At 47.0% G+C, this 21,737-nt stretch carries 23 protein-coding genes and 1 pseudogene; 15 read left to right on the top strand and 9 right to left on the bottom strand.

Annotated features, from left to right (window positions below; translation table 11 throughout):
* The 3 genes from L696_RS28915 to L696_RS0122920 form a co-directional block, all read left to right on the top strand.
* The coding region (locus L696_RS28915; RefSeq protein ID WP_280740291.1) for a TrkA C-terminal domain-containing protein at positions 1–457 on the top strand (457 nt) is incomplete at its 5' end.
* A 311-nt stretch (positions 458–768) separates the two neighbouring features.
* Positions 769–1,890: a phosphodiester glycosidase family protein gene (locus L696_RS0122925; protein WP_025685732.1), complete on the top strand. Its 1,122-nt coding sequence runs from the start codon at positions 769–771 to the stop codon at positions 1,888–1,890.
* A 42-nt stretch (positions 1,891–1,932) separates the two neighbouring features.
* Positions 1,933–2,934 carry a stalk domain-containing protein gene (locus L696_RS0122920; protein ID WP_049827500.1) on the top strand — a complete coding sequence of 334 codons (1,002 nt, stop codon included), beginning with the start codon at positions 1,933–1,935 and terminating at the stop codon, positions 2,932–2,934.
* Positions 2,935–3,040: 106 nt separating this feature from the next.
* Here L696_RS0122920 and L696_RS0122915 read toward each other — a convergent pair whose 3' ends face one another.
* Entirely contained in the window at positions 3,041–3,580 is a 540-nt protein-coding gene (locus tag L696_RS0122915; RefSeq protein ID WP_025685731.1) for a helix-turn-helix domain-containing protein, read from the bottom strand.
* Between the two features lie 156 nt (positions 3,581–3,736).
* On the opposite strand from L696_RS0122915, the gene L696_RS0122910 reads away from it, so the two are divergent.
* Positions 3,737–4,150, top strand: a complete 414-nt coding sequence (locus L696_RS0122910) for a DoxX family protein (RefSeq protein ID WP_025685730.1) — start codon at positions 3,737–3,739, stop codon at positions 4,148–4,150.
* A 48-nt stretch (positions 4,151–4,198) separates the two neighbouring features.
* A complete protein-coding gene (locus L696_RS0122905) occupies positions 4,199–5,065 on the top strand; it encodes a VOC family protein (RefSeq protein WP_025685729.1) in 867 nt (288 codons plus the stop codon).
* A 73-nt stretch (positions 5,066–5,138) separates the two neighbouring features.
* Here the strand turns inward: L696_RS0122905 and glsA are convergent, their stop codons facing one another.
* Entirely contained in the window at positions 5,139–6,077 is a 939-nt protein-coding gene (gene glsA, locus L696_RS0122900) for a glutaminase A (protein ID WP_025685728.1), read from the bottom strand.
* A 136-nt stretch (positions 6,078–6,213) separates the two neighbouring features.
* Here glsA and L696_RS0122895 point away from each other — a divergent pair, with 136 nt between their 5' ends.
* From L696_RS0122895 to L696_RS32145, 5 genes and pseudogenes are all read left to right on the top strand, one after another.
* Positions 6,214–6,720, top strand: a complete 507-nt coding sequence (locus tag L696_RS0122895) for a DUF1835 domain-containing protein (protein WP_025685727.1) — start codon at positions 6,214–6,216, stop codon at positions 6,718–6,720.
* A gap of 295 nt (positions 6,721–7,015) precedes the next feature.
* Positions 7,016–7,888, top strand: coding sequence for a GyrI-like domain-containing protein (locus tag L696_RS0122890; RefSeq protein ID WP_025685726.1), 873 nt, complete (start codon positions 7,016–7,018; stop codon positions 7,886–7,888).
* 36 nt (positions 7,889–7,924) lie between these two features.
* Positions 7,925–8,815, top strand: a complete 891-nt coding sequence (locus L696_RS0122885) for an alpha/beta hydrolase family protein (RefSeq protein ID WP_025685725.1) — start codon at positions 7,925–7,927, stop codon at positions 8,813–8,815.
* A gap of 234 nt (positions 8,816–9,049) precedes the next feature.
* Positions 9,050–9,172: pseudogene (locus tag L696_RS32400) on the top strand (DUF1835 domain-containing protein); the annotation flags it as partial.
* 141 nt (positions 9,173–9,313) lie between these two features.
* Positions 9,314–9,652: a DUF3658 domain-containing protein gene (locus L696_RS32145; RefSeq protein ID WP_245233427.1), complete on the top strand. Its 339-nt coding sequence runs from the start codon at positions 9,314–9,316 to the stop codon at positions 9,650–9,652.
* Between the two features lie 110 nt (positions 9,653–9,762).
* On the opposite strand, the gene L696_RS31580 is transcribed toward L696_RS32145, so the two are convergent.
* Positions 9,763–10,104, bottom strand: a complete 342-nt coding sequence (locus tag L696_RS31580; RefSeq protein ID WP_209440998.1) for a hypothetical protein — start codon at positions 10,102–10,104, stop codon at positions 9,763–9,765.
* Positions 10,105–10,345: 241 nt separating this feature from the next.
* On the opposite strand from L696_RS31580, the gene L696_RS0122870 reads away from it, so the two are divergent.
* From L696_RS0122870 to katA, 5 genes are all read left to right on the top strand, one after another.
* Positions 10,346–11,272, top strand: coding sequence for an NUDIX hydrolase (locus L696_RS0122870; RefSeq protein WP_425339343.1), 927 nt, complete (start codon positions 10,346–10,348; stop codon positions 11,270–11,272).
* Between the two features lie 28 nt (positions 11,273–11,300).
* The gene (locus L696_RS0122865; RefSeq protein ID WP_025685721.1) at positions 11,301–11,783 is read left to right on the top strand and encodes a riboflavin biosynthesis intermediates N-glycosidase; all 483 of its coding nucleotides are present in this window, start codon (positions 11,301–11,303) and stop codon (positions 11,781–11,783) included.
* Between the two features lie 5 nt (positions 11,784–11,788).
* Entirely contained in the window at positions 11,789–12,688 is a 900-nt protein-coding gene (locus L696_RS0122860; protein ID WP_025685720.1) for a TIGR02452 family protein, read from the top strand.
* Between the two features lie 62 nt (positions 12,689–12,750).
* A complete protein-coding gene (gene cysC, locus L696_RS0122855) occupies positions 12,751–13,353 on the top strand; it encodes an adenylyl-sulfate kinase (RefSeq protein WP_025685719.1) in 603 nt (200 codons plus the stop codon).
* 198 nt (positions 13,354–13,551) lie between these two features.
* Entirely contained in the window at positions 13,552–15,009 is a 1,458-nt protein-coding gene (katA, locus tag L696_RS0122850) for a catalase KatA (RefSeq protein ID WP_025685718.1), read from the top strand.
* A gap of 347 nt (positions 15,010–15,356) precedes the next feature.
* Here katA and L696_RS0122845 read toward each other — a convergent pair whose 3' ends face one another.
* From L696_RS0122845 to nikA, 6 genes are read right to left on the bottom strand one after another with little or no spacing between them, the layout of a single operon-like run.
* A complete protein-coding gene (locus L696_RS0122845) occupies positions 15,357–16,667 on the bottom strand; it encodes an MATE family efflux transporter (RefSeq protein WP_025685717.1) in 1,311 nt (436 codons plus the stop codon).
* Positions 16,634–17,476, bottom strand: coding sequence for an ABC transporter ATP-binding protein (locus L696_RS0122840; protein WP_025685716.1), 843 nt, complete (start codon positions 17,474–17,476; stop codon positions 16,634–16,636). Before L696_RS0122840 ends, L696_RS0122845 begins: the two co-directional genes overlap by 34 nt.
* Positions 17,469–18,305 carry an ABC transporter ATP-binding protein gene (locus L696_RS0122835; protein WP_025685715.1) on the bottom strand — a complete coding sequence of 279 codons (837 nt, stop codon included), beginning with the start codon at positions 18,303–18,305 and terminating at the stop codon, positions 17,469–17,471. The genes L696_RS0122840 and L696_RS0122835 overlap by 8 nt, the downstream gene beginning before the upstream one ends.
* A 7-nt stretch (positions 18,306–18,312) precedes the next feature.
* A complete protein-coding gene (gene nikC, locus L696_RS0122830) occupies positions 18,313–19,167 on the bottom strand; it encodes a nickel transporter permease (RefSeq protein ID WP_025685714.1) in 855 nt (284 codons plus the stop codon).
* Positions 19,164–20,108 (bottom strand): nickel ABC transporter permease, encoded by a 945-nt coding sequence (gene nikB / locus L696_RS0122825; RefSeq protein WP_025685713.1) that lies wholly within the window; start codon positions 20,106–20,108, stop codon positions 19,164–19,166. The genes nikC and nikB overlap by 4 nt, the downstream gene beginning before the upstream one ends.
* Position 20,109: 1 nt before the next feature.
* Positions 20,110–21,645: a nickel ABC transporter substrate-binding protein gene (gene nikA, locus L696_RS0122820; protein ID WP_025685712.1), complete on the bottom strand. Its 1,536-nt coding sequence runs from the start codon at positions 21,643–21,645 to the stop codon at positions 20,110–20,112.
* Positions 21,646–21,737 lie beyond the last annotated feature (92 nt).

The raw sequence follows: 21,737 nt of genomic DNA, 5'->3' as shown, positions 1-21,737 counted from the left end.
AAGAGGAGCGGTACCGATTGTACTGGCTACCTATCCACTACTGGATGAGATGGATGTGGGGCCGATGTTTTTTAATGTCGTATTCTTCGTCGTGCTTACCTCCGCCATTATACAAGGTACGACCATTTCGTGGCTGGCGGTGAAACTCGGCTTAATGGACCCTAACGAAACATCATCACCTTCGCTCTTGGAATTAGTTTCTCTGGGAAAAACCACTTCGGAAATCAACCACATTCAGGTACAAAAAGGGATGTCGATAGCGGGCAAAGCGATTCAGGATATACAGTTGCCTGAAGATATTTTATTCACCGCTATTATTCGAGAAGAGCAAATTATAGCTCCGAGAGGCACAACTGTGATTAAGCCGGGAGATACCCTGTATGTGCTCAGTCCGAAGCTCAAGCGACAACAAATGAAAGAACTGTTCATGCTGCTTGAACCAGAGGCAGCGCCATAAAAGAGATTGCAATGCAAATGAAACAAGGTTACGACCCACGTGGTTTCTAACGTAATTTTCCAAACAGTCCTTCACATTGATGTGGAGGGCTGTTTTATTGTGTTCTTTTTCGGTATGATGAATCTGTTAAAAAATTGACACTATCATTCTACAAAATTAGTTTATGATATTGTCGTTAGATGTCGCTGCCGATCTGTTACCCTCTGAGGATAAGAATCAGCAGCATGGCTGTCCTGAAAAACAAACTCTATCAGCTCATTGAGAGAACAGTTATATTCAAGACAGAAGTCAGCATACAGGAGAGATGGCGAATGAAACCGGAAGTCTTGCCACAGCGTGCAACAGCTCGCAGGCAGAAAAACAAAAAAAAGAAACGAAAAGGAAAATTTGGTCGCTTTATGGGGCGGCTTTTTATTGTATTACTGCTCGCTGGAATTGGGGGCGGCGCGTGGCTGTTTTTAACACCATCTGGCAAGGACATGCGCTACTTGGCTGCGGATACGCTGATCACTACACAACATCGTCACTGGGCAAAATATTTTATTGGTGAAGCGGAGGCTCAGAAGCGAGTGGCTGAATATTCGGCCCGTTTCGAACAGATGGGCGAGGAGAAGGACAGACATACGATCAAGCTGCCTGATCTGACACCGACCAAGGTGCAGCAAACGCCGCTGGTTGAAGTAGAAGAGGTATCGGGCCGCAATTATCACGGCTATGTAATGACAGTGCATGACCCGACTAAAATCAGACTCGGGATTCCTGCCAATATAGGCAAGGGAGAAAGAGTATCCAGTATGGTAGAGCGCTTGGGAGCTGTTGCAGGCGTAAATGGTGGCGGCTTTGCCGATCCTAACTGGAATGGGAATGGCTTTAAGCCGATCGGCGTTGTTATTTCACAAGGCCAGCTATACTACAACGATATGGGAAAAAACGCTTCTGCCCAAATCGTAGGGATTGATAAGCAAGGCAAAATGGTGGCCGGGCATTACTCGCTGTCCGAGCTAGCCAAAATGAACGTGCAAGAAGCAGTTACCTTTCAGCCACGCCTGATCGTGAATGGTAAAGGTCTTATTCGCAATGCAAGCGAAGGATGGGGAATTGCTCCCCGTACGGCAATGGGGCAAAGAGCAGACGGCGCGATTATTTTTGTGACCATCGACGGTCGTCAGCCGGGTTACAGCATCGGTGCCAATTTGTATGATATGCAAAACATTTTACTTAAACACGGAGCGGTTATCGGTGCTAATCTGGATGGTGGATCATCGACTGTGCTCGTCAAGGATCATGCCATTGTGAATAAACCTTCTTCTGAATACGGCGAGCGGTATTTACCGACAGCGTTCCTCGTATTCGAGCATCCAGAGACCGTCAGTATCCCGAATATCTGGGAAGGTTTAAATCCTGGAGATATTGACGCAGCCAAGAAGAGATAGAATTTGAGTACAAAAGCCCATTAAAGTGAACGGAGACTGGTCATGGAGTTAAACCGGGGAACATTTCAGCGACTGCTTGCCGCCTTGTTTACACTATCCATACTATTCACAGTTACACAGCAAGGAGTGGTGGACGCTGCCGAACAAAAAGCCACACCGACACCAAAAACGCAATCAACGCAATTAACAACTATTGTCGTAAACGGACAGCCATTAAACTCAAAGGCTACACCTATGCTGATCGCCGGAAAGCTCACGATTCCGCTTAAACCCTTTGCCGAAGCTGTGGGTGCAACCTATCATTGGGATGTCAAAAAGAAGCTGGTTACGCTACAAAAGTGGTCGGAACCTGTTCAGTTGAAGGAACCATCACGTAAGAACCAGCAACAACTTACCTTTGAGATTTCAGGTAAAGAAGTATATATACCTCTCCGTGATGTGTCGTTTGAGCTGGGATATACGCTGGAAAAGACCGGTCCGCAGATCCAGGTGCAACCACCGATCCAAGGTAAAATAAAAGAACAGATTTATGAGGGAGATTTGGCGGTTGCGCGCGAAGCGTTAGTTCGTTTAGACAGACGCTCTGCTCATCCTTATATTGATGTTCATTTTCCCAATACTGAAATCCTGGCGAGTATTTATTTGTTTCCTCAAGGAGAAGCATTGCGTTATTTTATAATTAGTGGAGATGTGTTGAGCCTGGTTGAAGTGAAAGACGGTTTTCCGGTTGTCACTTATCAAGGGTATGTAGGAGAGCCTTATAATAAAAAGTTCACCATGGATTATGACCCGCTGGAGCGTTTTTTGAATAATAAAGTTAAAAATCAGTGGGGAACATACCCGAAACTAAATAAGCCGCTGGTCTATGAGTTTACTACAGGATGGGGAGACAGCAGCACCACTTATTACGGGCGTATTACTATGGATCATAAAGACGAGTTGCTGGGGACTGTAGTAAATTTAGGAACTGAACTCCCCTCTGATACCAAGCAGATCATGAAAACCTTCAAGCTGCCGTGGGAATCACGGACAGATGCCAAATAGGCGATGGAATAAAGTTAAAGTTGGACTTAGTAATTAAAGAACATAATAAGCGCGTACCGTGAAAGTGAAAAAACGACTTCCCGGTACGCGCTTTTTTTGATGAAATTTAAGCTTCATTCTCTGCTTCGAGAAATACAGAAATCAAAATACGGGCGTTGTTTTCTCCAATGTTTTTGACATAATGCGGAATGGCTGCTCTCCAGCTAAAGGAATCTCCCGCTTCAAGGGTAGCCGAATCCTCGCCTTGCTCCACATATACCGTGCCTTCCATAACAAAATGAATCTCATCGCCCGCATGAGCATGCTCTTCTTCCGTGGATGAGCCTGGCGGCATGTCCACCAGCATCATTTTGACGTTACCCTGCCCCCCCAAATGGTCAATCTGAAGCTTATTTTTGCCATAAACCGTTTTGCGGCGCTCATCCTTCCGAATCACCTGCATTCGTTCCTCTTCTTTGAGCAGCAGAAAAGCGAGGGGTACCTTAAGTGCATTAGCGATGCTGTCCAGTGTAGCAATGGAAGGGGAGGTTTTATTGTTTTCCACTTGACTCATAAAGCCTTGAGATAATCCGGTTCGTTCGCATATTTGCTGGATGGATAAATTTTTACGTTTACGCGCGGCGCGTATATTGCATCCTATACCCATAGAGCCTTCCTCCTTCAAGGGAATATAATGTATACTAATTTATTATTTATTATACCAAATATTTTATTGACAAACTATACTTTCTTATGATAAATTCACATTACAAAATAATTATTCCTATTACTAATAATTTTCATTCAGAATGGAGAGATAAATATGAGTTCAGCAAGCAGAAACATTTCAACAATTATGAGGGTGGCTTTGGGTATCTTGTTTTTGGCGCACGGAATTGCTAAATTTCAAATGGGGCTGGGCAATGTGGCTGGTTGGTTTTCTAGTATTGGTGTTCCGGGATTTTTAGGTTATGTCGTTGCAGTAATTGAGTTAGTCGGAGGAATTACTTTAATTCTTGGGTTGTTTACCCGTTATGTATCTGGACTTTTTGTTATTGTATTGATCGGAGCGATTTTCACAGCAAAATTGTCCGGCGGTCTGATGGGTAATGGTCAGGGAGCAGGTTATGAGCTGGATATTGCCTTTATTCTGGTAGCTCTGCATTTAGTATTTGCGCCGACGACTCGTTTGTCTCTGGATTCTTTGTTTGGCCGCCGTACCTCAAGAGAACAGTAATTTATCATTAGCGTAGTCCTCCAATCTATGTAGAAAGAGGGAAATCTCATGACAGCACATATTCATAACAACACCAGAATCGGGCAGATTTCATTAAAGGTTAGTAACTTGGAGCGCTCTATTCAATTTTATACCGAGGTCGTTGGTTTTCAACTGCTGCGTCAAACGGCGGATACCGCTGAATTGACAGTCGACGGAAAGCATCCGCTACTGACCCTTAAGTTTATTCAAAATGCAGTTATTCTTCCACGCCAATCCGCAGCCGGATTGTATCACTTTGCTATTCTTGTACCGGACCGCGTGGCTCTGGGCCTGTCACTACGTAATCTGCTTGCTCATGAGATTGAAATCGGACAGGGGGATCATGATGTAAGTGAAGCTCTGTATATCCATGATCCGGATAATAACGGAATAGAGATCTATGCGGATCGTCCTCGTGATCAGTGGAAGAAAGATGCTAACGGATATTACATTATGGGAACAGATCCTGTGGATGCAGAAGGCTTGGTCGCTATTTCCGAGAACCTACCTTGGCAAGGGCTGCCCGAAGGAACGGTAATTGGGCATGTTCACTTCCATGTGTCTAATTTGCTCAAGGCGCAGCAATTTTATTGTGATGTGCTCGGTTTTGATATTACATGTCGCTATGGCTCGTCTGCTATGTTCGTATCCGCAGGTGGTTACCACCACCATATGGGCTTGAATATATGGGCAGGGGAAGGGGCGCCCCCAGCTCCCGAGCATGCTGCGGGCCTGGATTATTTTGAACTGATTGTGCCGGATCAGAAGGAACTGGAGGCCGTTGTCGCCCGTTTGACTGCGGCGGGATATGGAGTGCAGGAACGCGATGGTGCCAAGTATGTAGCTGATCCGTTCCGCATTCATATCAAACTGGTTAATGGACAGACCATTTAGCATATCAGGTAAGTAAAAGAAAAGGGTATTCCCGTAGGCCTTGAAAGGCTGGGAATCCCCTTTTTTTCGTAAACTAGAACAAGCTCCAATCCAAATCTCGCGACATGGTCTCCAGCAAGTGTACACCCGCTGTACTGTTGCCCATGCGGTTCAGAGAAGGTCCGACCAGTCCAATGCCATATCGTCCGGGCACCATCGTCATAATGCTGCCAGACACGCCACTTTTGGCGGGCAGCCCGACCTGAATGGCGAATTCTCCGGATGCGTCATACATGCCGCATGTGGTCATAAAGGTTTTGGCGATCTGCACATAGCGGCGGGGAATCAGCGGTACACCCGTGACCGGATCACGTCCATTGTAGGCTAATACAAGTCCCAGGCGCGCCAAATCCGTACAGTTCAATTTTACAGCACAATGCCTGAAGTAAACCTCCAGCACATCCTCAACATGTCCGCGCAGAATTCCCTTTTCCATCAAGAAATAGGCAAGAGAACGGTTCAAATGGCCTGTAGCAGATTCCGAATCGTAGACATCCTGGTCATACTCCAGCGTGTCATTACGGGTAAGCAAACGGAAAAATTGCAGGACACGGGCAAACTTCTCTTCGGGACTGTTCCCACGAATCAAAGAGGACACGGCGATGGCTCCGGCATTAATAAGCGGGTTAAACGGGATGCCCGGCTCGACCAGCTCCAGCTTCAGCATGGAATTAAAACGGTCTCCGGTAGGCTCCATACCAACCTTGGAGAAGACAACATCTTCACCATTATCCATCAAGGCCAAAATAAGCGTGAATACCTTCGAGATGCTTTGCATTGTAAAGCTTATTTTGGTATCTCCGGCTAGCACGGTCTCGCCGGTTCCGTTCATCACAACAACACCCAGCGCGTCGGCCGGGGCTTTGGACAATTCGGGAATATACGCTGCCACCTTGCCATGGACATACTGATGACGGCTTTGTTCCACCCATTCCGGCAGTTTAGTCTGTAATCTCTGCCACTCCGATGTCATTTCTTTTCCTCCAGTCGAGTAACCATCCTGTGGTATTGTTATTGTGGAGCAAGTTGTGATAGCTATACGCCTATTCTAAAGATATTTCTGTTCGAAAGACAAGCTTTACTTGATTAAATGAAAGGAGGTCGTTGATTTGTCATCTGACAATGAACCGAATTTTGATGGAGACTATAATGAGATATCGAATGGTCGAAGACTTAGAGGTTTCGTACGTAGTGTGCTGGAGCAGGCTGTAGCCTTATCAGACAAAAATCCTGAATGGGCTAATCCTATATTGGAACAGTGGGCAAACGATGTGGAGACAAGCAGAAATGAGCGTCTGCAGCATGAGCGCACTCGGGAGAGGCATGTGCATCTATTGTTCTCTCAATCAGCCGCTGGCTCCATGAAGGTAGGCCTTTCGGGTGCAGGATTACGACATGAAAGTATTGTGCTGTCTTTTAATGATCCGTTTTCCATAGGGCCTTTATGGAAACTGGGAACACCAGAAGGACAAGAGAATCGTCACAACTGGTTGGCTGAACGGATGGTGCATTATGAGTCTTTCCATTACGCGAATTGGGATCATCGTATTGAGCCGATGATAGCGACTCTTAATGAAATTCCTGATGATAAGTCGTGTAGAAAGAAAATAAAGTAATAGACTGGAAGATAAAGTTGTAGACTAAGAAAATAAAGATGTAGACCAGGAAAATAAAGTCTTAGACTAACGATGCATCATTAACCGAGGGACGGGCAGATTTGTTTAAAACCAGCGAGACTGAGCAATTTCCAGAGATCGCTCTTTTGGCGAACCGAAGAGTGTGGCTGATCAGGAAACTATCTGCGCTTGGAAAGTAATGTTAGCTGTTGAGTAAAGTGAAATTCCGCAAAAAATATCAAAACAGAGCGTTCCATCTGTCGTAAAGTGAGTATATCGATATGGAGGTATTAAAGTGAATTATAAGGATTTGGTAATCAAGGCCATTACCTATATTGAGGATCATCTGACCGATGAGAGATTAAGCACCAAGGTTATGGAGGCTGCGGGCTATTCGCCGTACCATTTTCACCGGATCTTCCTATCGGTTACGAGAAACTCCGTCTCGGAGTACATACGCAAGCGGAGATTGACACAAGCAGCATACGATTTATTTTATACCAACCAAAGGATCATAGATATTGCCATCCTGTACCGGTTCGAGTCTCAGGAATCCTTCGCCCGAGCCTTTGGGAAAATGTTCTCCATCTCGCCTGGACAATTTCGAAAGCAAAGGGACATGAAGGACACGCTGTTCCGGGCAATGGAGAAGCTTCCTTTGGATAAAGTGGGGCTACAGCATTTGAATAAGAGCGTCTCCCTCGTGCCAGCTATTGTCTGCCTGAATAAGCTGCATCTGGTCGGCATGTCGATACCGGGTGTCAATTCGGACGAAGTCGGAAAGCTATGGCGGAGCTTTAGGCAGCGTTTGTTTGAAATTGAGCGAAAGCCGGATACGGAAGACATATTTTATGCGGTCATTGAACTTACAGGTAGGCAATGGGAAGTCACGTATATCGCTTGTGTCGAGGTGGCTGGCGAGGAGAGTGTAGTTCCCTTGGGAATGGTCGCTAAGCTGCTCCCAGCTGTAACTTATGCGGTTTTTACTCATAAGGGGACATTATCGAGACTCAACGATACATTCCAGTACATTTATGAAACCTGGTTACCCCAGTCAGGCAACGTTCGTACTAATTGCCCGGAGTTTGTGCGTTACGACCATCGATATCTAGGACCGATGAACGAGGATTCGGTATTAGACATATATATTCCCGTTGGCTCGCCATAATAGGAGCATGTAGCTCAAGGAGAGGAAGAAATCAAGATGAACAAAATAGAAGACATTGTTGAAGGATATGCAGGTTGCTGTGAGGTACAAATTACCGACAACGCATTGAAGGTGACCGTTCCCATGATCGTGATGTATCCGACAGATGCACCGGAACAGACTGATAGGTTAGGGCCGTACTCGTTGGAAGTGGCCAGAGACGCAGCGCCGCTGGAGGGAAAATTTAGACTAGTCCTCATTTCACACGGTACAGGCGGTTCACCGCTTGTGTACCGGTCGCTCGCTCGGCATTTGGCGCGCAGCGGCTTTATCGTTGGCCTTCTCGAACATCCATTTAATAACCGCAATGATAATAGTTTGGAAGGTACTGTCCAAAACCTCACCTATCGCCCCCGGCACCTTCGCATGGCAGCCGACTGGTTTTTTGAAGATGAGAGGTTTAAGGGGCTTCTACAGCCGGGAGGCCATTCGGTCATCGGGCATTCCATGGGGGGCTACACCGCGCTTGCAGCAGCTGGCGGTATCCCGACCTCCTTCCCTACTGAGAGCCCGGATGGGAAGCCGCAGCAGATCGATGTCCCTCATGATTCACGCATCCGGTCCCTGATTTTGCTAGCCCCGGCGTCCGTTTGGTTCCGTAATGAGGGAGCATTAAACAACGTTCGGCTCCCCATTCTCATGTTGGATGCCGAGCGAGACCCTTACGCACTTCCTTTTCACGCGCAGATCATCATGAATAGTGTTGCTGAACCGCAAATGATTCGCTATCGGACGGTGGAGAATGCCGGACATTATTCCTTCCTGACTCCTTTCCCAGCTGAGATGATTTCACCAGCCTTTCCCCCCTCGCAAGACCCGCCCGGCTTTGATCGCGTGCAATTTCACGAAACGCTGAAGGCTGAAGTAGTAGAGTTTCTGTTGACTTAACATTAGGAACAATCACTTTCCGTCGAAATCAAATGTTAACTGAGTGTTCGATTAACTAATCGTTACGCTAACTGGGGAATGTTAGTTCAATATCAGGCTGAAACAGCAGTGGCAGTCTAAGACTTTATTTTCACGTCTTAGTCCGCCGCTGCTTACTTTATTGGAACAGTCTAAAACTTATTTTGCGAAGGCTGCCAAATTAATAATTGAAAAACCACATTAGATCAACAACTCCAGTCTAGAACTTTATTTTCAACGAACAAGTCGATCACGATCTGGTGTGGCTCTAATGCTGACGAGCAGGCCGGATTACGTTTTGCGCTATATCTCCTGCGTAACAGAGCCACGCCTATTCGGGTCATTAATGTCACGGAAACCTTGGAGAGGGACCCGGATGATCGCTTATATACTGAAAGTCGATACCCTGTATCTATGGGCGTGGTGCATTCAAAAGAAATTGAAAGCTTCATTAAGCGAAGTGAACACGAATCTCATGTTGTGTCTATCGAAGACCGCCGACGATACGAACGGGAGTGGCTGGAGCTTAATGAGCAAGAGAGTGTACTGAGAATATGGGACAATGACCGTATTGTTCATGTACCGGATTATTATTTTGATCAGGCTTTGCTGGATATGATTGCCAGGCTACAGTTAGAGGGTAGTCAGGAATTTGTAAATACCGGAAAAATAATAGGTGAAGCTTTAACGCAGTGGTCGCAGCCAAGAAGCGACACTTTTTGGGAATACCGGATTCAACAGTTGATCGCCCATGGCAGACTTGACTTTCAGGGGATGCCGGGAATGATGAATCGCTACGCTGTGAAAATTAAGGAGTAAAGCGAAAACAAAACAAATAAAAAACTGCCGACGGGATCGACAGTTTAGTGTAAGAACCTTCTAATGCATCAGGTTGATGTATCAGGAGGTTCTTAGCTATGTACTTGGAATCAATAGTAGTTGCTTGAATTCAATGAACTTATGATAGCAGGCAACAGAGCAATACCAATAATAATATAAATCACGACTACGATAGCGGCCCAAAGAAGAGCTGCTTTAGCATAGTTTGCTTTGCTCGGATTAGTAGAGCCGCTGAAAGCCCACACAAACAGCATAATAAGTCCAACTACCGGAATAGCCAACAGCAGCATGCTAATCATCCACTCCTTGAATGATACAGGAGGCGGGTAAACAGGTGCTGGTCTGGATGGTGCTCCTTGTTGATTGTGTTGCGGGTTAAACTGGTTAGACAATTCGATCTTCTCCCTACGTAGGTTTAGTATGTGGTTCATTTCCTGTATTGACCAAAACATCATACATTATATGACAACCATCAACAAGCGAAATTCCGTAAACAGTTGAATAGAACTATTACCTGAATAAAAATAGGGCTTTTAACCCTGTTGACGAATTTGGAATTATATATTATTGTATTGATATTAACATTTTGTTTTTATCATTTAGTTAAAATAAAAAAAATGTTTACATAGGCTGTTTTCGCTGCTTGATTTAGAAAGCGACTATTACCCATATATGAACAGGCAGGTGACGCAAGTGACAGATATATCGAAGCACAAGCATAACGGCTTATCGGAGGAACAATTTTTGGCCGCATATGATGCCAATCAGTATGAGCGTCCATCGGTAACGGTGGATATGCTGCTTTTTACCGTGATGGATCAGCTCCAGCACAATTACCGCAAACTGCCGGAGAAGACACTCCAGCTACTTCTGATCCAGAGGGGGGAGCACCCGTTTCTGGGACAATGGGCGTTGCCAGGCGGCTTTGTAGGGATAGATGAAAGCCTGGAAGAGGCTGCACGACGTGAGCTTAAGACAGAAACGAATGTAGACCGGATTTATATGGAGCAGCTATATACGTGGGGAGATGTAGCACGTGATCCTCGTATGCGGGTCATCAGTTGCGCTTACATGGCATTGGTAGATCACGATTCACTGGAGGTACAAGCCGGAGATGATGCTGCGGATGCCCAATGGTTTGAGCTGGGCTACAGTGTGGCTCAGGAGACACGGACGAATCAGCCGGATGGTTACAGATGGGAACAAGACATTGATATTACATTGAAGCATGGGGACATTCACCTGTCAGCCAAAGTAAAAGTGACTGAAATTCTCAAGGGGAAAACCATTGAGGTCAAGCGAGAAGTGCTGGAATCCCAAGGAATTGCTTTTGACCATGCCAAAATTATTGTGTACGGCATCGAGCGTTTGCGCAGCAAAATAGAATATACAGATATTGCTTTTCACCTGATGCCAGCCCTGTTTACATTGAGCGAGCTTCAACAGGTATATGAAATTATTCTGGGTAAGGAGCTGTTGGCCGCAGCCTTCCGTCGTAAAATAGCCGAACTCGTGGAAGAAACGAATGAATACAGAAAGGCGGCTGGACATCGTCCGTCCAAGCTATACCGCTTCAAGCCCCGGTCGCGTTTTATGTAGCATGAGTCATATGAAATGAGGAATTAACGTGGAGAAGTTTACATTTTTTTATCGCAGTCAGTCGCCATTTTCGCAATGGTATCCCTCTGTGTTTATCGTGAATGAATTGGAATTTAACTGCGCGGAGCAATATATGATGTTTAAAAAAGCACAGCTTTTTGGGGATGAAGAGGTAGCCAGCAAAATTATGCAAGCATCTACTCCTCGGGAGCAAAAAGCCCGTGGCCGTAGTGTGCGGGGATTTGATCAATCCTTGTGGGAGGCGAATTGCCGACAATTTGTGTACGACGGCAACTACGCCAAATTTACGCAAAATCCGAATTTGCTTAAGCACCTGCTCAAAACGAAAGGAACTACACTGGTTGAAGCCAGTCCGACGGACACGATTTGGGGTGTAGGATTGGCTGAAAATGATGCCCGCATACGGAACCGCAAATCATGGCGAGGCACCAATTGGCTTGGAGAAATATTGACGAAACTGCGTGAGGATGTACTGCAAAAGGAGGAATAGCCATGATGAAACATACCATGAACCCCCGGAGCAACCGGGATGCTCGATCACATATGGCGCAGGAAACGCTATCTATTTTGGAGAATGGATATTATACGAATACCAAACAGGCACAAGTGAATATTGCACAAGAGGTAAGCAATGCCATTACAGGCTCGAAGCTATATGCACCGTCCCAGCTTGTAGCTGTAAAGCAAGAGGCGGAGGAAAGAATAAAAAGCATATTGGGGCCTTCTTCCCGCGTAGACGAACAGGCGATCATTGCAAAGATGGAAATTACGGGAGAAAGTACATTGCAGGCGGCATACAGACTCCAGGTCGAGGAGAAGCTGGCCCACGTGGCGTGTTTGAATTTTGCATCAGCTAAAAACCCGGGGGGCGGATTTCTCGGAGGCAGCCAGGCCCAAGAGGAAAGCTTGGCTCGTTCGTCAGCGTTGTATCCTTGCATTTCACAAATGGAAGAGATGTATCAACATAATCGGAAGCTGCGGAGTTGTTTTTATTCAGATTATATGATTTATTCGCCTGAAGTCCCTGCATTTCGGGATGATCAGGGAACATTGCTGGAAAAGCCGTATCAAGTCGATTTCCTGACCGCCCCTGCTGTTAATGCTGGAGTCGTGCGAGAAAGGGAGCCAGAGCAGGTGAATCGGATTGGTGAAGTGATGTTGGAGCGTATTCGTTACATACTCAGTTTGGCTGCGCAAAACGGGGTAGAGCATCTTGTGCTGGGAGCCTATGGCTGTGGGGTATTCCGCAATAAGCCGGAAGAGGTTGCTGTCTGGTTCAAGCAAGTGCTTGTAGATGAAGGATATGGATTGTTGTTTGACCGGATTGTTTTTGCGGTGCTGGATCACACAGCAGGGCAGCGTACCTTGAACGCCTTTAAACACGGTCTTTCCTAAAACTGAGGGACGTGTTTCAAAAACCATATACAGTGATAAGTTATGAATAAGGAGAGTGCTGAATGAATCCAAATTCGAACGTCACCTGGCATGCGTCAGACGTTGACAAGCAAGCGCGCCAGCTTATGAATGGGCATAAAAGCCCGGTACTTTGGTTTACAGGGCTGTCTGGCTCGGGAAAATCAACGGTATCCTCCACACTGGAAAAAGCATTATTTGCACGAGGCATACACACGTTTATTTTGGATGGGGATAATGTTCGGCATGGTTTAAATCGCAATCTGGGTTTCCTGCCCGCTGACCGCAAAGAAAACATCCGTCGTATTGCTGAAGTAGCGAAGCTGATGTCACATGCGGGGGTGCTAACGATTTGCGCTACGATCTCACCTTATCGTGAGGATCGTGAAATGGTAAAGGATATTTTACAGCAGGAAGGCTGTTATGAAATCTATATCCAGTGCAGTCTGGAGGAATGCGAGCGACGTGATCCCAAAGGCATGTACAAGAAGGCAAGAGCCGGAGAAATACGCCATTTTACTGGTATTGATGCGCCTTACGAGGCACCTTTGGAGCCTGAACTCATCGTATCCACTGAAGGCCGGGAGATTAGCCAGTCGGTTCAGGATATACTGGATTTTCTCGACAGGGAGCAGCTATTGCTCTAATCTTCGTCAAACCTTTTTCAAATCTTCCTGAAATCTTCATTATCTAAAATGTAATTTATGGTTAAATAGAATAGACCTCTCGATCTTGAAGCCGTCTGAATTTCCCCCAGGTTTTTTCAGATATTCGGCACCAGAGGCGGGAGGTTTTTTTGATTACAGCACATAGCCAACCAATTCATTCAAGAGGTGATTTCAATGATGAGTAAACAACCAACCAACCTGACTACCAGCTGGGGCGCTCCTGTCGGTGATAATCAAAATTCCATAACGGCTGGATCACGCGGGCCTACATTGATTCAGGATGTGCATCTGCTGGAAAAGCTCGCGCATTTTAACAGGGAACGTGTGCCGGAGCGCGTGGTTCATGCCAAGGGCGCAGGGGCGCACGGATATTTTGAAGTCACTAATGATTTATCTGCCTATACAAAAGCAAGCTTTTTATCTGAGGTGGGCAAGCGCACACCGATGTTTATCCGTTTTTCTACGGTTGCCGGTGAGCAAGGCTCGTCCGATACGGTACGCGACCCGCGTGGTTTTGCGGTGAAGTTTTATACCGAGGAAGGCAACTACGATCTTGTAGGCAACAACACACCCGTATTTTTCATCCGGGACGCTATCAAATTTCCGGACTTTATTCATACGCAAAAACGTCACCCCCAAACCCATCTAAAAAACCCTAATGCCGTTTGGGATTTCTGGTCCTTATCTCCTGAATCGCTGCATCAAGTAAGTATTCTGATGTCCGATCGCGGCATTCCCGCTACACTCAGACATATGCATGGATTCGGTAGTCACACGTTCAAGTGGGTCAATGCCGAAGGACAGGCGGTATGGGTGAAATATCATTTTAAAACAGAGCAAGGCGTACAAAATCTCGATGTAGATCTGGCTGCCAAAATTGCCGGTGAAAACCCGGATTATCATACCGAAGATCTGTTTAATGCCATTGACAAGGGCGACTTCCCTGCATGGAAGCTTCATGTACAAATTATGCCTTTAGAGGATTCGGACACATACCGCTTTGATCCATTCGATGTGACAAAAGTATGGTCTCAAAAGGATTACCCGTTGATCGAGGTGGGACGCATGGTGCTGGATCGCAATCCTGAGAACTATTTTGCTGAAGTAGAGCAGGCGACATTCTCGCCGGGTTCATTTGTTCCTGGTATTGAGGCATCCCCGGATAAAATGCTGCAAGGACGCCTGTTTGCCTATGGAGACGCACATCGCTACCGCGTAGGCGCAAATCACAATTCATTGCCGATCAACCGACCGCATGCGGAAGTACACAACTATCAACGTGATGGTGCATTGCGTAGTGACGACAATGGCGGCGGATCAGTCTATTACGAGCCCAACAGCCTCGGTGGACCCAAAGAGTCACCAGCGCACAAAATCGCTCCTTTTGAAGTATCGGGCGAAGCTCAAAGTGTAGCTTATGACCATCATGACCATTACACTCAACCGGGTGACCTGTACCGTCTGCTCAGCGAAGAAGAGCGTGCGCGTCTGGTACAAAACATCGTGGGTGCGATGAAGCCGGTGGAAAGTGATGAAATCAAGCTGCGTCAGATTGGACATTTCTACAAGGCTGATCCTGAATACGGACGCCGTGTAGCCGAAGGTCTAGGCTTGACCGTTCCTCAAGGCGAGTAGAGGTATCTGCAAACTCCTAACAGAAAGCCCTGTGTATAAATATAAAAAAGGATGTCCCAACGCCACGTACATGGTGGTGGACGCTCCGCGAACGGAACGTTGCTCCAATCGCTGTTGTCTCCAGATTTATTGAATCACACTACGCGGTGTAAATCTGGAGACAAAGGCGACCGCTACCGCTTTTCCGCAATCGTTCCGTCCTTTCCGCTGCTTTTAGGTGTGCCAATCTTACAAACCGAAGGAAAAATTCTAAAGCTAGAAAAGCCGCAAGCCTCCAATAATCCGAGGTTTTGCGGCTTATTTTTGTGTGTTTTGGTGTTTAAAAATATAATGATGTAAAAAAGCTGTTATATCCTATGCAACCGAGGCAAGTAGATCATAAGAAACAGTGATCGTCCTAATGCAAACACGATAAAGGACAGCCAAAGTCCATGATTCCCATAATGAGGAACGCACCAGAAGAGAGCGATCAAAAAGCAGACCAATGAAATCATCATAGAATTACGGATGGGGTACGTTACCAACATCCCCGTAAACACACCGTAGAATACCAGTCCCAGTCCGGCAGCTAGCGGAAAGGCCACAAGCCAGCCATTGTAAGGGCCTGTAAGGCTAATCACCGTAGCATTATCCGTAAACAGTGAGATAAGCGGCTCTTTCAGTGCCAAATACAATCCTCCCGTCACTACGCTGGTAACCAGCGTCCAGAACCAGGACAAGTGGATAACTCTTTGGAGCATTTTCCGATCTCGGGCACCACGGGCCTGCCCCGTCATGATGCTGCTGGCGTTAGCAAATCCGTCAAAAAAGTAAGCTATAATGTAGTGAATCTGCAACAAAATAGCGTTCGCCGCCAACTGATCGGTTCCAAAGCTCGCACTGCGCGCCGTAAACAGATTAAACATCGTCAGCAGACAGGCTGTACGAATCATGAGATCAAGGTTCGTCGCCATGACACTTTTCAACTCTGAGACTCCAAACCATTCTCGCCAATTCATCGGCCCGCTTCGCTTCCATTCTCTCCAAATCGATGAACGGAACACCAGCACAAGACCAAATACACATGCAAGAACTTCTGCAATCAGAGTAGCGCTTGCTACACCAGTGACATTCCAATGCATGATTTGTGTGAATACAATAGCCAATACCATATTGATTACATTCATCGAAATTTGCAAAAACAATGTCGCCTTCACGCGGGACAAACCCATCAGCCAGCCGAGCAGCACATAGTTCACCAGTGTAAGAGGGGCTCCCCAAATACGAATGTCAAAATAAATCGCTGCCTGCGCCGCCACATCCTGAGCAGGATGGATTAACTGTAGAGAAGCTAGCAGGATCGGCTTTTGCAACACAATGAATGCCGCACCGATGAGTAAAGCAATGGCCAGTGGGCGCATGAGAGCGGCTATGCCCTGGTCGTTATTTTGTGCCCCCGCGGCTTGTGCCGTGAAAGCTGATGTGCTAACTCGCAGAAAGCCAAACAACCAATATAAAGTATTGAAAATAAGAGTACCCACTGCCACACCGCCTAAATACGCGGAATGGCTTAAATGACCGATTACAGCTGTATCCACTGCTCCGAGCAGCGGGGTTGTAATCGTCGAAATAATTAAAGGGATAGCTAAAGCAAGATAGGCTCGGTGGGAAGGCAACATGTTGAAAAAACCTCCAGTAACGATTGTGTATAGGGATGGCGATCCGAATGAAATAATGCTTCTTTGGAAAAATGCTCAAGCACACTGCCATCTTTCATGACCATGATTCGATCACTCATAAAGTGCACAGCCGCCAGATCATGGGATATAAACAGATAAGCCAGCCCAAGCTCATCCTGTAAATCCTTGAGCAGATTCAAAACGGTGGCTTGTGTGGTCACATCCAAACTTGCTGTTGGCTCGTCCAATACGATAAAATCCGGCTCAGTGCTGATGGCGCGCGCGATGGTTACACGCTGCTTTTCCCCACCGCTGAGCTGATGTGGAAACTTATCCAGATAGCTGGCTGGAAGCTTTACCATACCAAGCAGATGTTCTGCTATATCCCGACGTCCTGAGGGCATACCCGCCATAAAGGAAGGAACATAGTACTTGAGCTGGTCCAGTGGTTCCATCAGTGATTGCAGGATGGTTAGTCTGGGGTTCAAAGCCGCAGCGGGATGCTGAAATACCGCACCCAGCCTGCTGCGAATACGTTTTAATTCGCTCCGCTTTAACCCCCGGATAGACTGTCCATCCAATCTAAGCTCACCTTGATCAAACGGGTCCAATGTCAAAATACAGCGAGCGAGTGTACTTTTCCCACTGCCACTTTCTCCGACGACGCCCAGACATTCTCTGGGTGAGATCGACAGTGCAACATCTTGTAGCACTGTTTTGCCTCCCGCGTAAGCCTTCGTCAGACCGGAGACGGTAACGGCAGGATTAGACGTGTCTTGCCGCTGAGCGCAAGTGGCTTGATCATTCATGTAAAGCGCTCCTTTCCGATGCGATCTGTTCTTCGGTGCTGTTGTATGGCAAACGTGCTGGAGCGCCCGGAGACAGCGGCGGAATAGCCGCCAGTAGGCGACGTGTATACGGGTGGGCCGGATGATTCAGCACCGCTTGCGTTTCGCCAGTTTCAACCAGTGAACCTGCACGCATCACTGCGATTCGATCCGCATACTTGCGTACATGCCGCAGGTCGTGAGTGATCCACAAGACGGAAATACCTGTTTCCGTCCGGATTTGGTCAATAAGCTGGAGCACCCGATGAGCTGTGAGCGTATCCAGCGCGGTTGTTGGCTCGTCCGCAATGAGCAACTTCGGCTCCAGCAGCAGTGCAGCCGCAATAGCCGCCCGTTGCAATTGACCGCCGCTGAGCTGGAACGGATAGCTGCGATACACACGCTCGGCGGGAAGCTGTACGCGCTCCAGCACCTCGATACAGCGCTGCTTACGCGCCTTGCGATCTTGTTTGCCGTGAGCGCGCATCAGCTCGTCCAGTTGGCTGCCCACACGTAGAAAGGGGGTGAAGGCCCCGTGATAGTCTTGAAAAATGTAAGATATTTCACTACCCAGCAAGGAACGATTTTGTTTAGCGGATAGGGCTAGCAAATTATTGTCCTTCCACGCAATGATACCTTCCGCTGTAACAGAAGAGGGGAGCAGGCCACCAATAGCGAACGCAGTCATGCTTTTGCCGCTACCGCTTTCGCCGGCAAGTGCAAACCATTCCCCCTGACGAACGGCAAGTCCCAGTTGCTCTACAATTATTTTTGCTTTTGATCGAATCGTCAAGCCTTCAATAGTCAGCATGTGCAGTTCACTCCTCCGTCCGGGTTTTGACATCATAACGGTCGCGCAGCTTGTCTCCAAGCACGTTCGCCAGTAGCACTGTTAGCACGACAGCTATCCCGGGAACCAGCATTAGATGGGGAGCCATTTGAAAATACACTCGTCCTTCATTCAGCATGGTGCCCCATTCGGGAATTGGCGGCTGTGGACCTAAGCCCAAAAAGGATAGGGAGGCAATCATTAAAATGATTTTTCCAATATCCAGCGTAGCCAGTACCAAAACATTCCCAATTGCATGGGGGAGAATATGCCGCATGACAATCCGCAGAGAGGAGGTACCCGCCAGTATGGATAACGAAATGTAATCCTTTTGCTTTTCAGCCAGAACGGTACTGCGCACCAGCCGTGCATAACCAACCCATTTTACCGCAGTCACCGCGAAAATAAGATTCACTAAGCCTGGTCCGAGCAATCCGCTCAGTACAATGGCAAAAATATAATCAGGTAATGTCATGAAGGCATCGACCACCCGTTTGAATACACGATCGATCCAGCCTCCAATAAATCCTGAAAGCAGACCAAGAGGAACCCCGACAACCAGTGAAACGGCCAAAATCAACAAACTGGTTCCGACAGTCGTCTGAACTCCTGCTATCACTCTCGACAACACATCTCTTCCCAAATGATCGGTTCCCAGCCAGTGCGTAGCGCTGATTGGTTGAAGCCGATTCCCCATCTGGATACGATACGGATCTTGCGGAGCAAGGAACGGAACGACTGTAATTGCTGCAAGAATGAGCAGGATGGAGAGTGACACGATCCATGCTTTGGACAATCGTGTCCTGGTGAGCCACCTGTTTTCCGCATGTACGGATTTTATCATGATAAACGTTTCTCCTTCAAAGCGATTTCAGGATTGACCCAACGGTAGGACAGCTCTACCAAGATATTGATACATACAATGAACATGGCCATAAATACGGTATAGCCCTGAATAATGGGGTAATCTCTCGCGGCAATAGCATCTACAATCCATTTGCCCAGCCCCGGATAGGCGAATAGCACCTCAATCACGACCGTGCCCCCCAGTAGGCTGCCTATACTCTCACTGAATACCGTTATGAGTGGAACAAGACTGTGACGGAACATGTGTCTGAAAAAAATGCGAACTGGGCTGATTCCACGGGCTTGTGCCGCTTTGATAAAATCTTGCCCCGAGCTTTCAATCAGACTTGCGCGGATCATTCGTACATAGACAGCCGCCATTGCCAATCCCAAGGTAAGGGAAGGGAGTACCAAATGAAAAATGCTTCCTTCACCCATAGACGGAAAAATGCGCAATTTAACTGCAAACCACTCGATAAACAAAAGGCCCAGCCAAAAACTAGGAATCGAGGAACCGATTAAGGCAAACACACGACTGGCACTGTCAATCCAGCGATTACGGTACAGCGCAGCCATCGTTCCCAACGGGAGAGCTATCAGCAGCATAATGAACAGAGAGCCTCCGGTCAGCAGAAGTGTATAAGGCAGTTTTTCCATAAACTCTGTAAATACCGGACGATGGGTTAAATAAGATTGTCCAAAATCAAACTGAAGCAACTGAACCAGCCACTTACCATATTGCACAGGTAATGGCTGATCCAGCCCCAGTTGGCTGCGCATATCCGCAATTTGCTGATTGGACACTGCTACATCATCGACTCGGAGAATGCTCCGGACGGGATCGCCCGGAACAAGCTTAAGCAGACAGAAGCTCACAAAGGAAAGAATAAGAAAGAACAATACAAGTTCAAGAAACTTTTTGGCGATGGATTTGAGCATACTAGTTCACATCCAGGTCCTGGGTCAGCAGGTAGTATTCACTTTGGCTTGTTACCCAGTTAAGTACGTAATTGCGATAGGCCACTACGTTGTTGGGATGGACCAGAAAGGATTGCAGATTTTCTTGGTCAATCAGCGTGATAGCCTCCAGCGCCAGCTTGTTGCGTTGTTCCTCATTCACGGTTGTGTTCAGTTGTGTAATCATAGCCTCCAGTTCTGGTACACGCACACGCCCGTAATTCAATGCTCCCTCAGGCATGTAAGCCGCATTCAGATAATAGCTTGCATCACCGCGCGGGGCTGTAATGCTACTGTAAGTCGCCAAATCCCAATCCTGATGAGCGGCAAGATATTCGTCAATATTATCAACCTGACGGATATCAATCGTAATGCCGAGCTCCTTAGCGTTCGCCTGAATCAGTTGTGAAATGAGTGGAAGCTCCGTTCTCGACTGGTAAGTTAACAATGTGAAATGAAGTGGCTTGCCGTCGGGGTTCGTAACTTTTCCGTTCTGCACCGTATATCCAGCTTGCTTGAAGCCTTCTCGTGCGGCACTCAAATCAAACTTTTTCGTAATATATTTCGGTGAAAAAGGAAAATCCGACAAGAACGGGCCTTGAGCAGGGGTTCCCTGACCAGACATGATACCGTTGGCAATCTCATCCCGATGGATCAGGTTATCGAATGCTTTACGCACAGGCGTCTTTTTCAGATCAGTATTGTTCATATTGTAAATAAGTTGATGCGTCCGCAGACTAGGAAGAGAATCAACCTTAACGGTGGAATCAGCTTTCAGCAGCTCCAGACTTTCAATTGGCGGGCGATACACAATATCAGCAGTTTTGGCTTGAAAAGCAAGCTGACGTGCATTGGCGTCTTCGTTAAACATGAACTTCGCATGCTTCAACTTTACTTCACCGTTCCAATATTGATCGTTGCGATCCAAATTCAGTTCACTTCCGGCACGGAAACTGACAACCTTGAACGGTCCCGTTCCCGATGGGAAGTCACCTGTAGCTGTGGTGTCTATAATAGCGGTATTCGGATGAACCAGCTCAGATACAAATTCCGGGAAAGGCTTGTCTGTCGTAATACTCAAAATCTGTCCGTCTGCATGAATATCACGGATATGCAGCGCATTTTTGACCGATGCATTGAGCTTCTGTGCTCTTTCCAAGGATGCTTTGACAGCAGCGGCATCGACGACTTTACCGCTATGGAAATTCACGCCCGGTCGGATGTTGAAGGTCCAGTGCTGTCCGTCCTTGCTGTTCCATTTCTCTGCAAGCCAAGCTTCCAGCTTGAGATCCTTGTTCACTTTGATCAGTGTTTCACCTACTCCAGCACGAACGGCTGTGTAATTTACATCCGCATGAGGATCTATAGAAGGGCTCTGCACATTGAACAATAAGGTCACACTTTTATCTTGTGGTGCAGCCGATGGAGAGGGTGAAGCTGATGGAGATGAAGCGCATGCTGCCATTATCACCGCCATTACCGCAGGTATAAATAGTTTAAAATACGTTCGCTTAAACAACAGGGAATCCTCCTTAATAGTAATCGTAATTTTTACACTTTACTTCATGAATCATATCGTAACCAAATGGGGGAGCTTTGTAAATATGTAAT

This window comes from Paenibacillus maysiensis (genome assembly GCF_000520815.1).
GTDB classification, from domain to species: Bacteria; Bacillota; Bacilli; order Paenibacillales; family Paenibacillaceae; genus Paenibacillus; species Paenibacillus maysiensis.
Note: the sequence above shows the minus strand (reverse complement) of the source record. Positions and strands in the feature narration are given on the sequence as shown.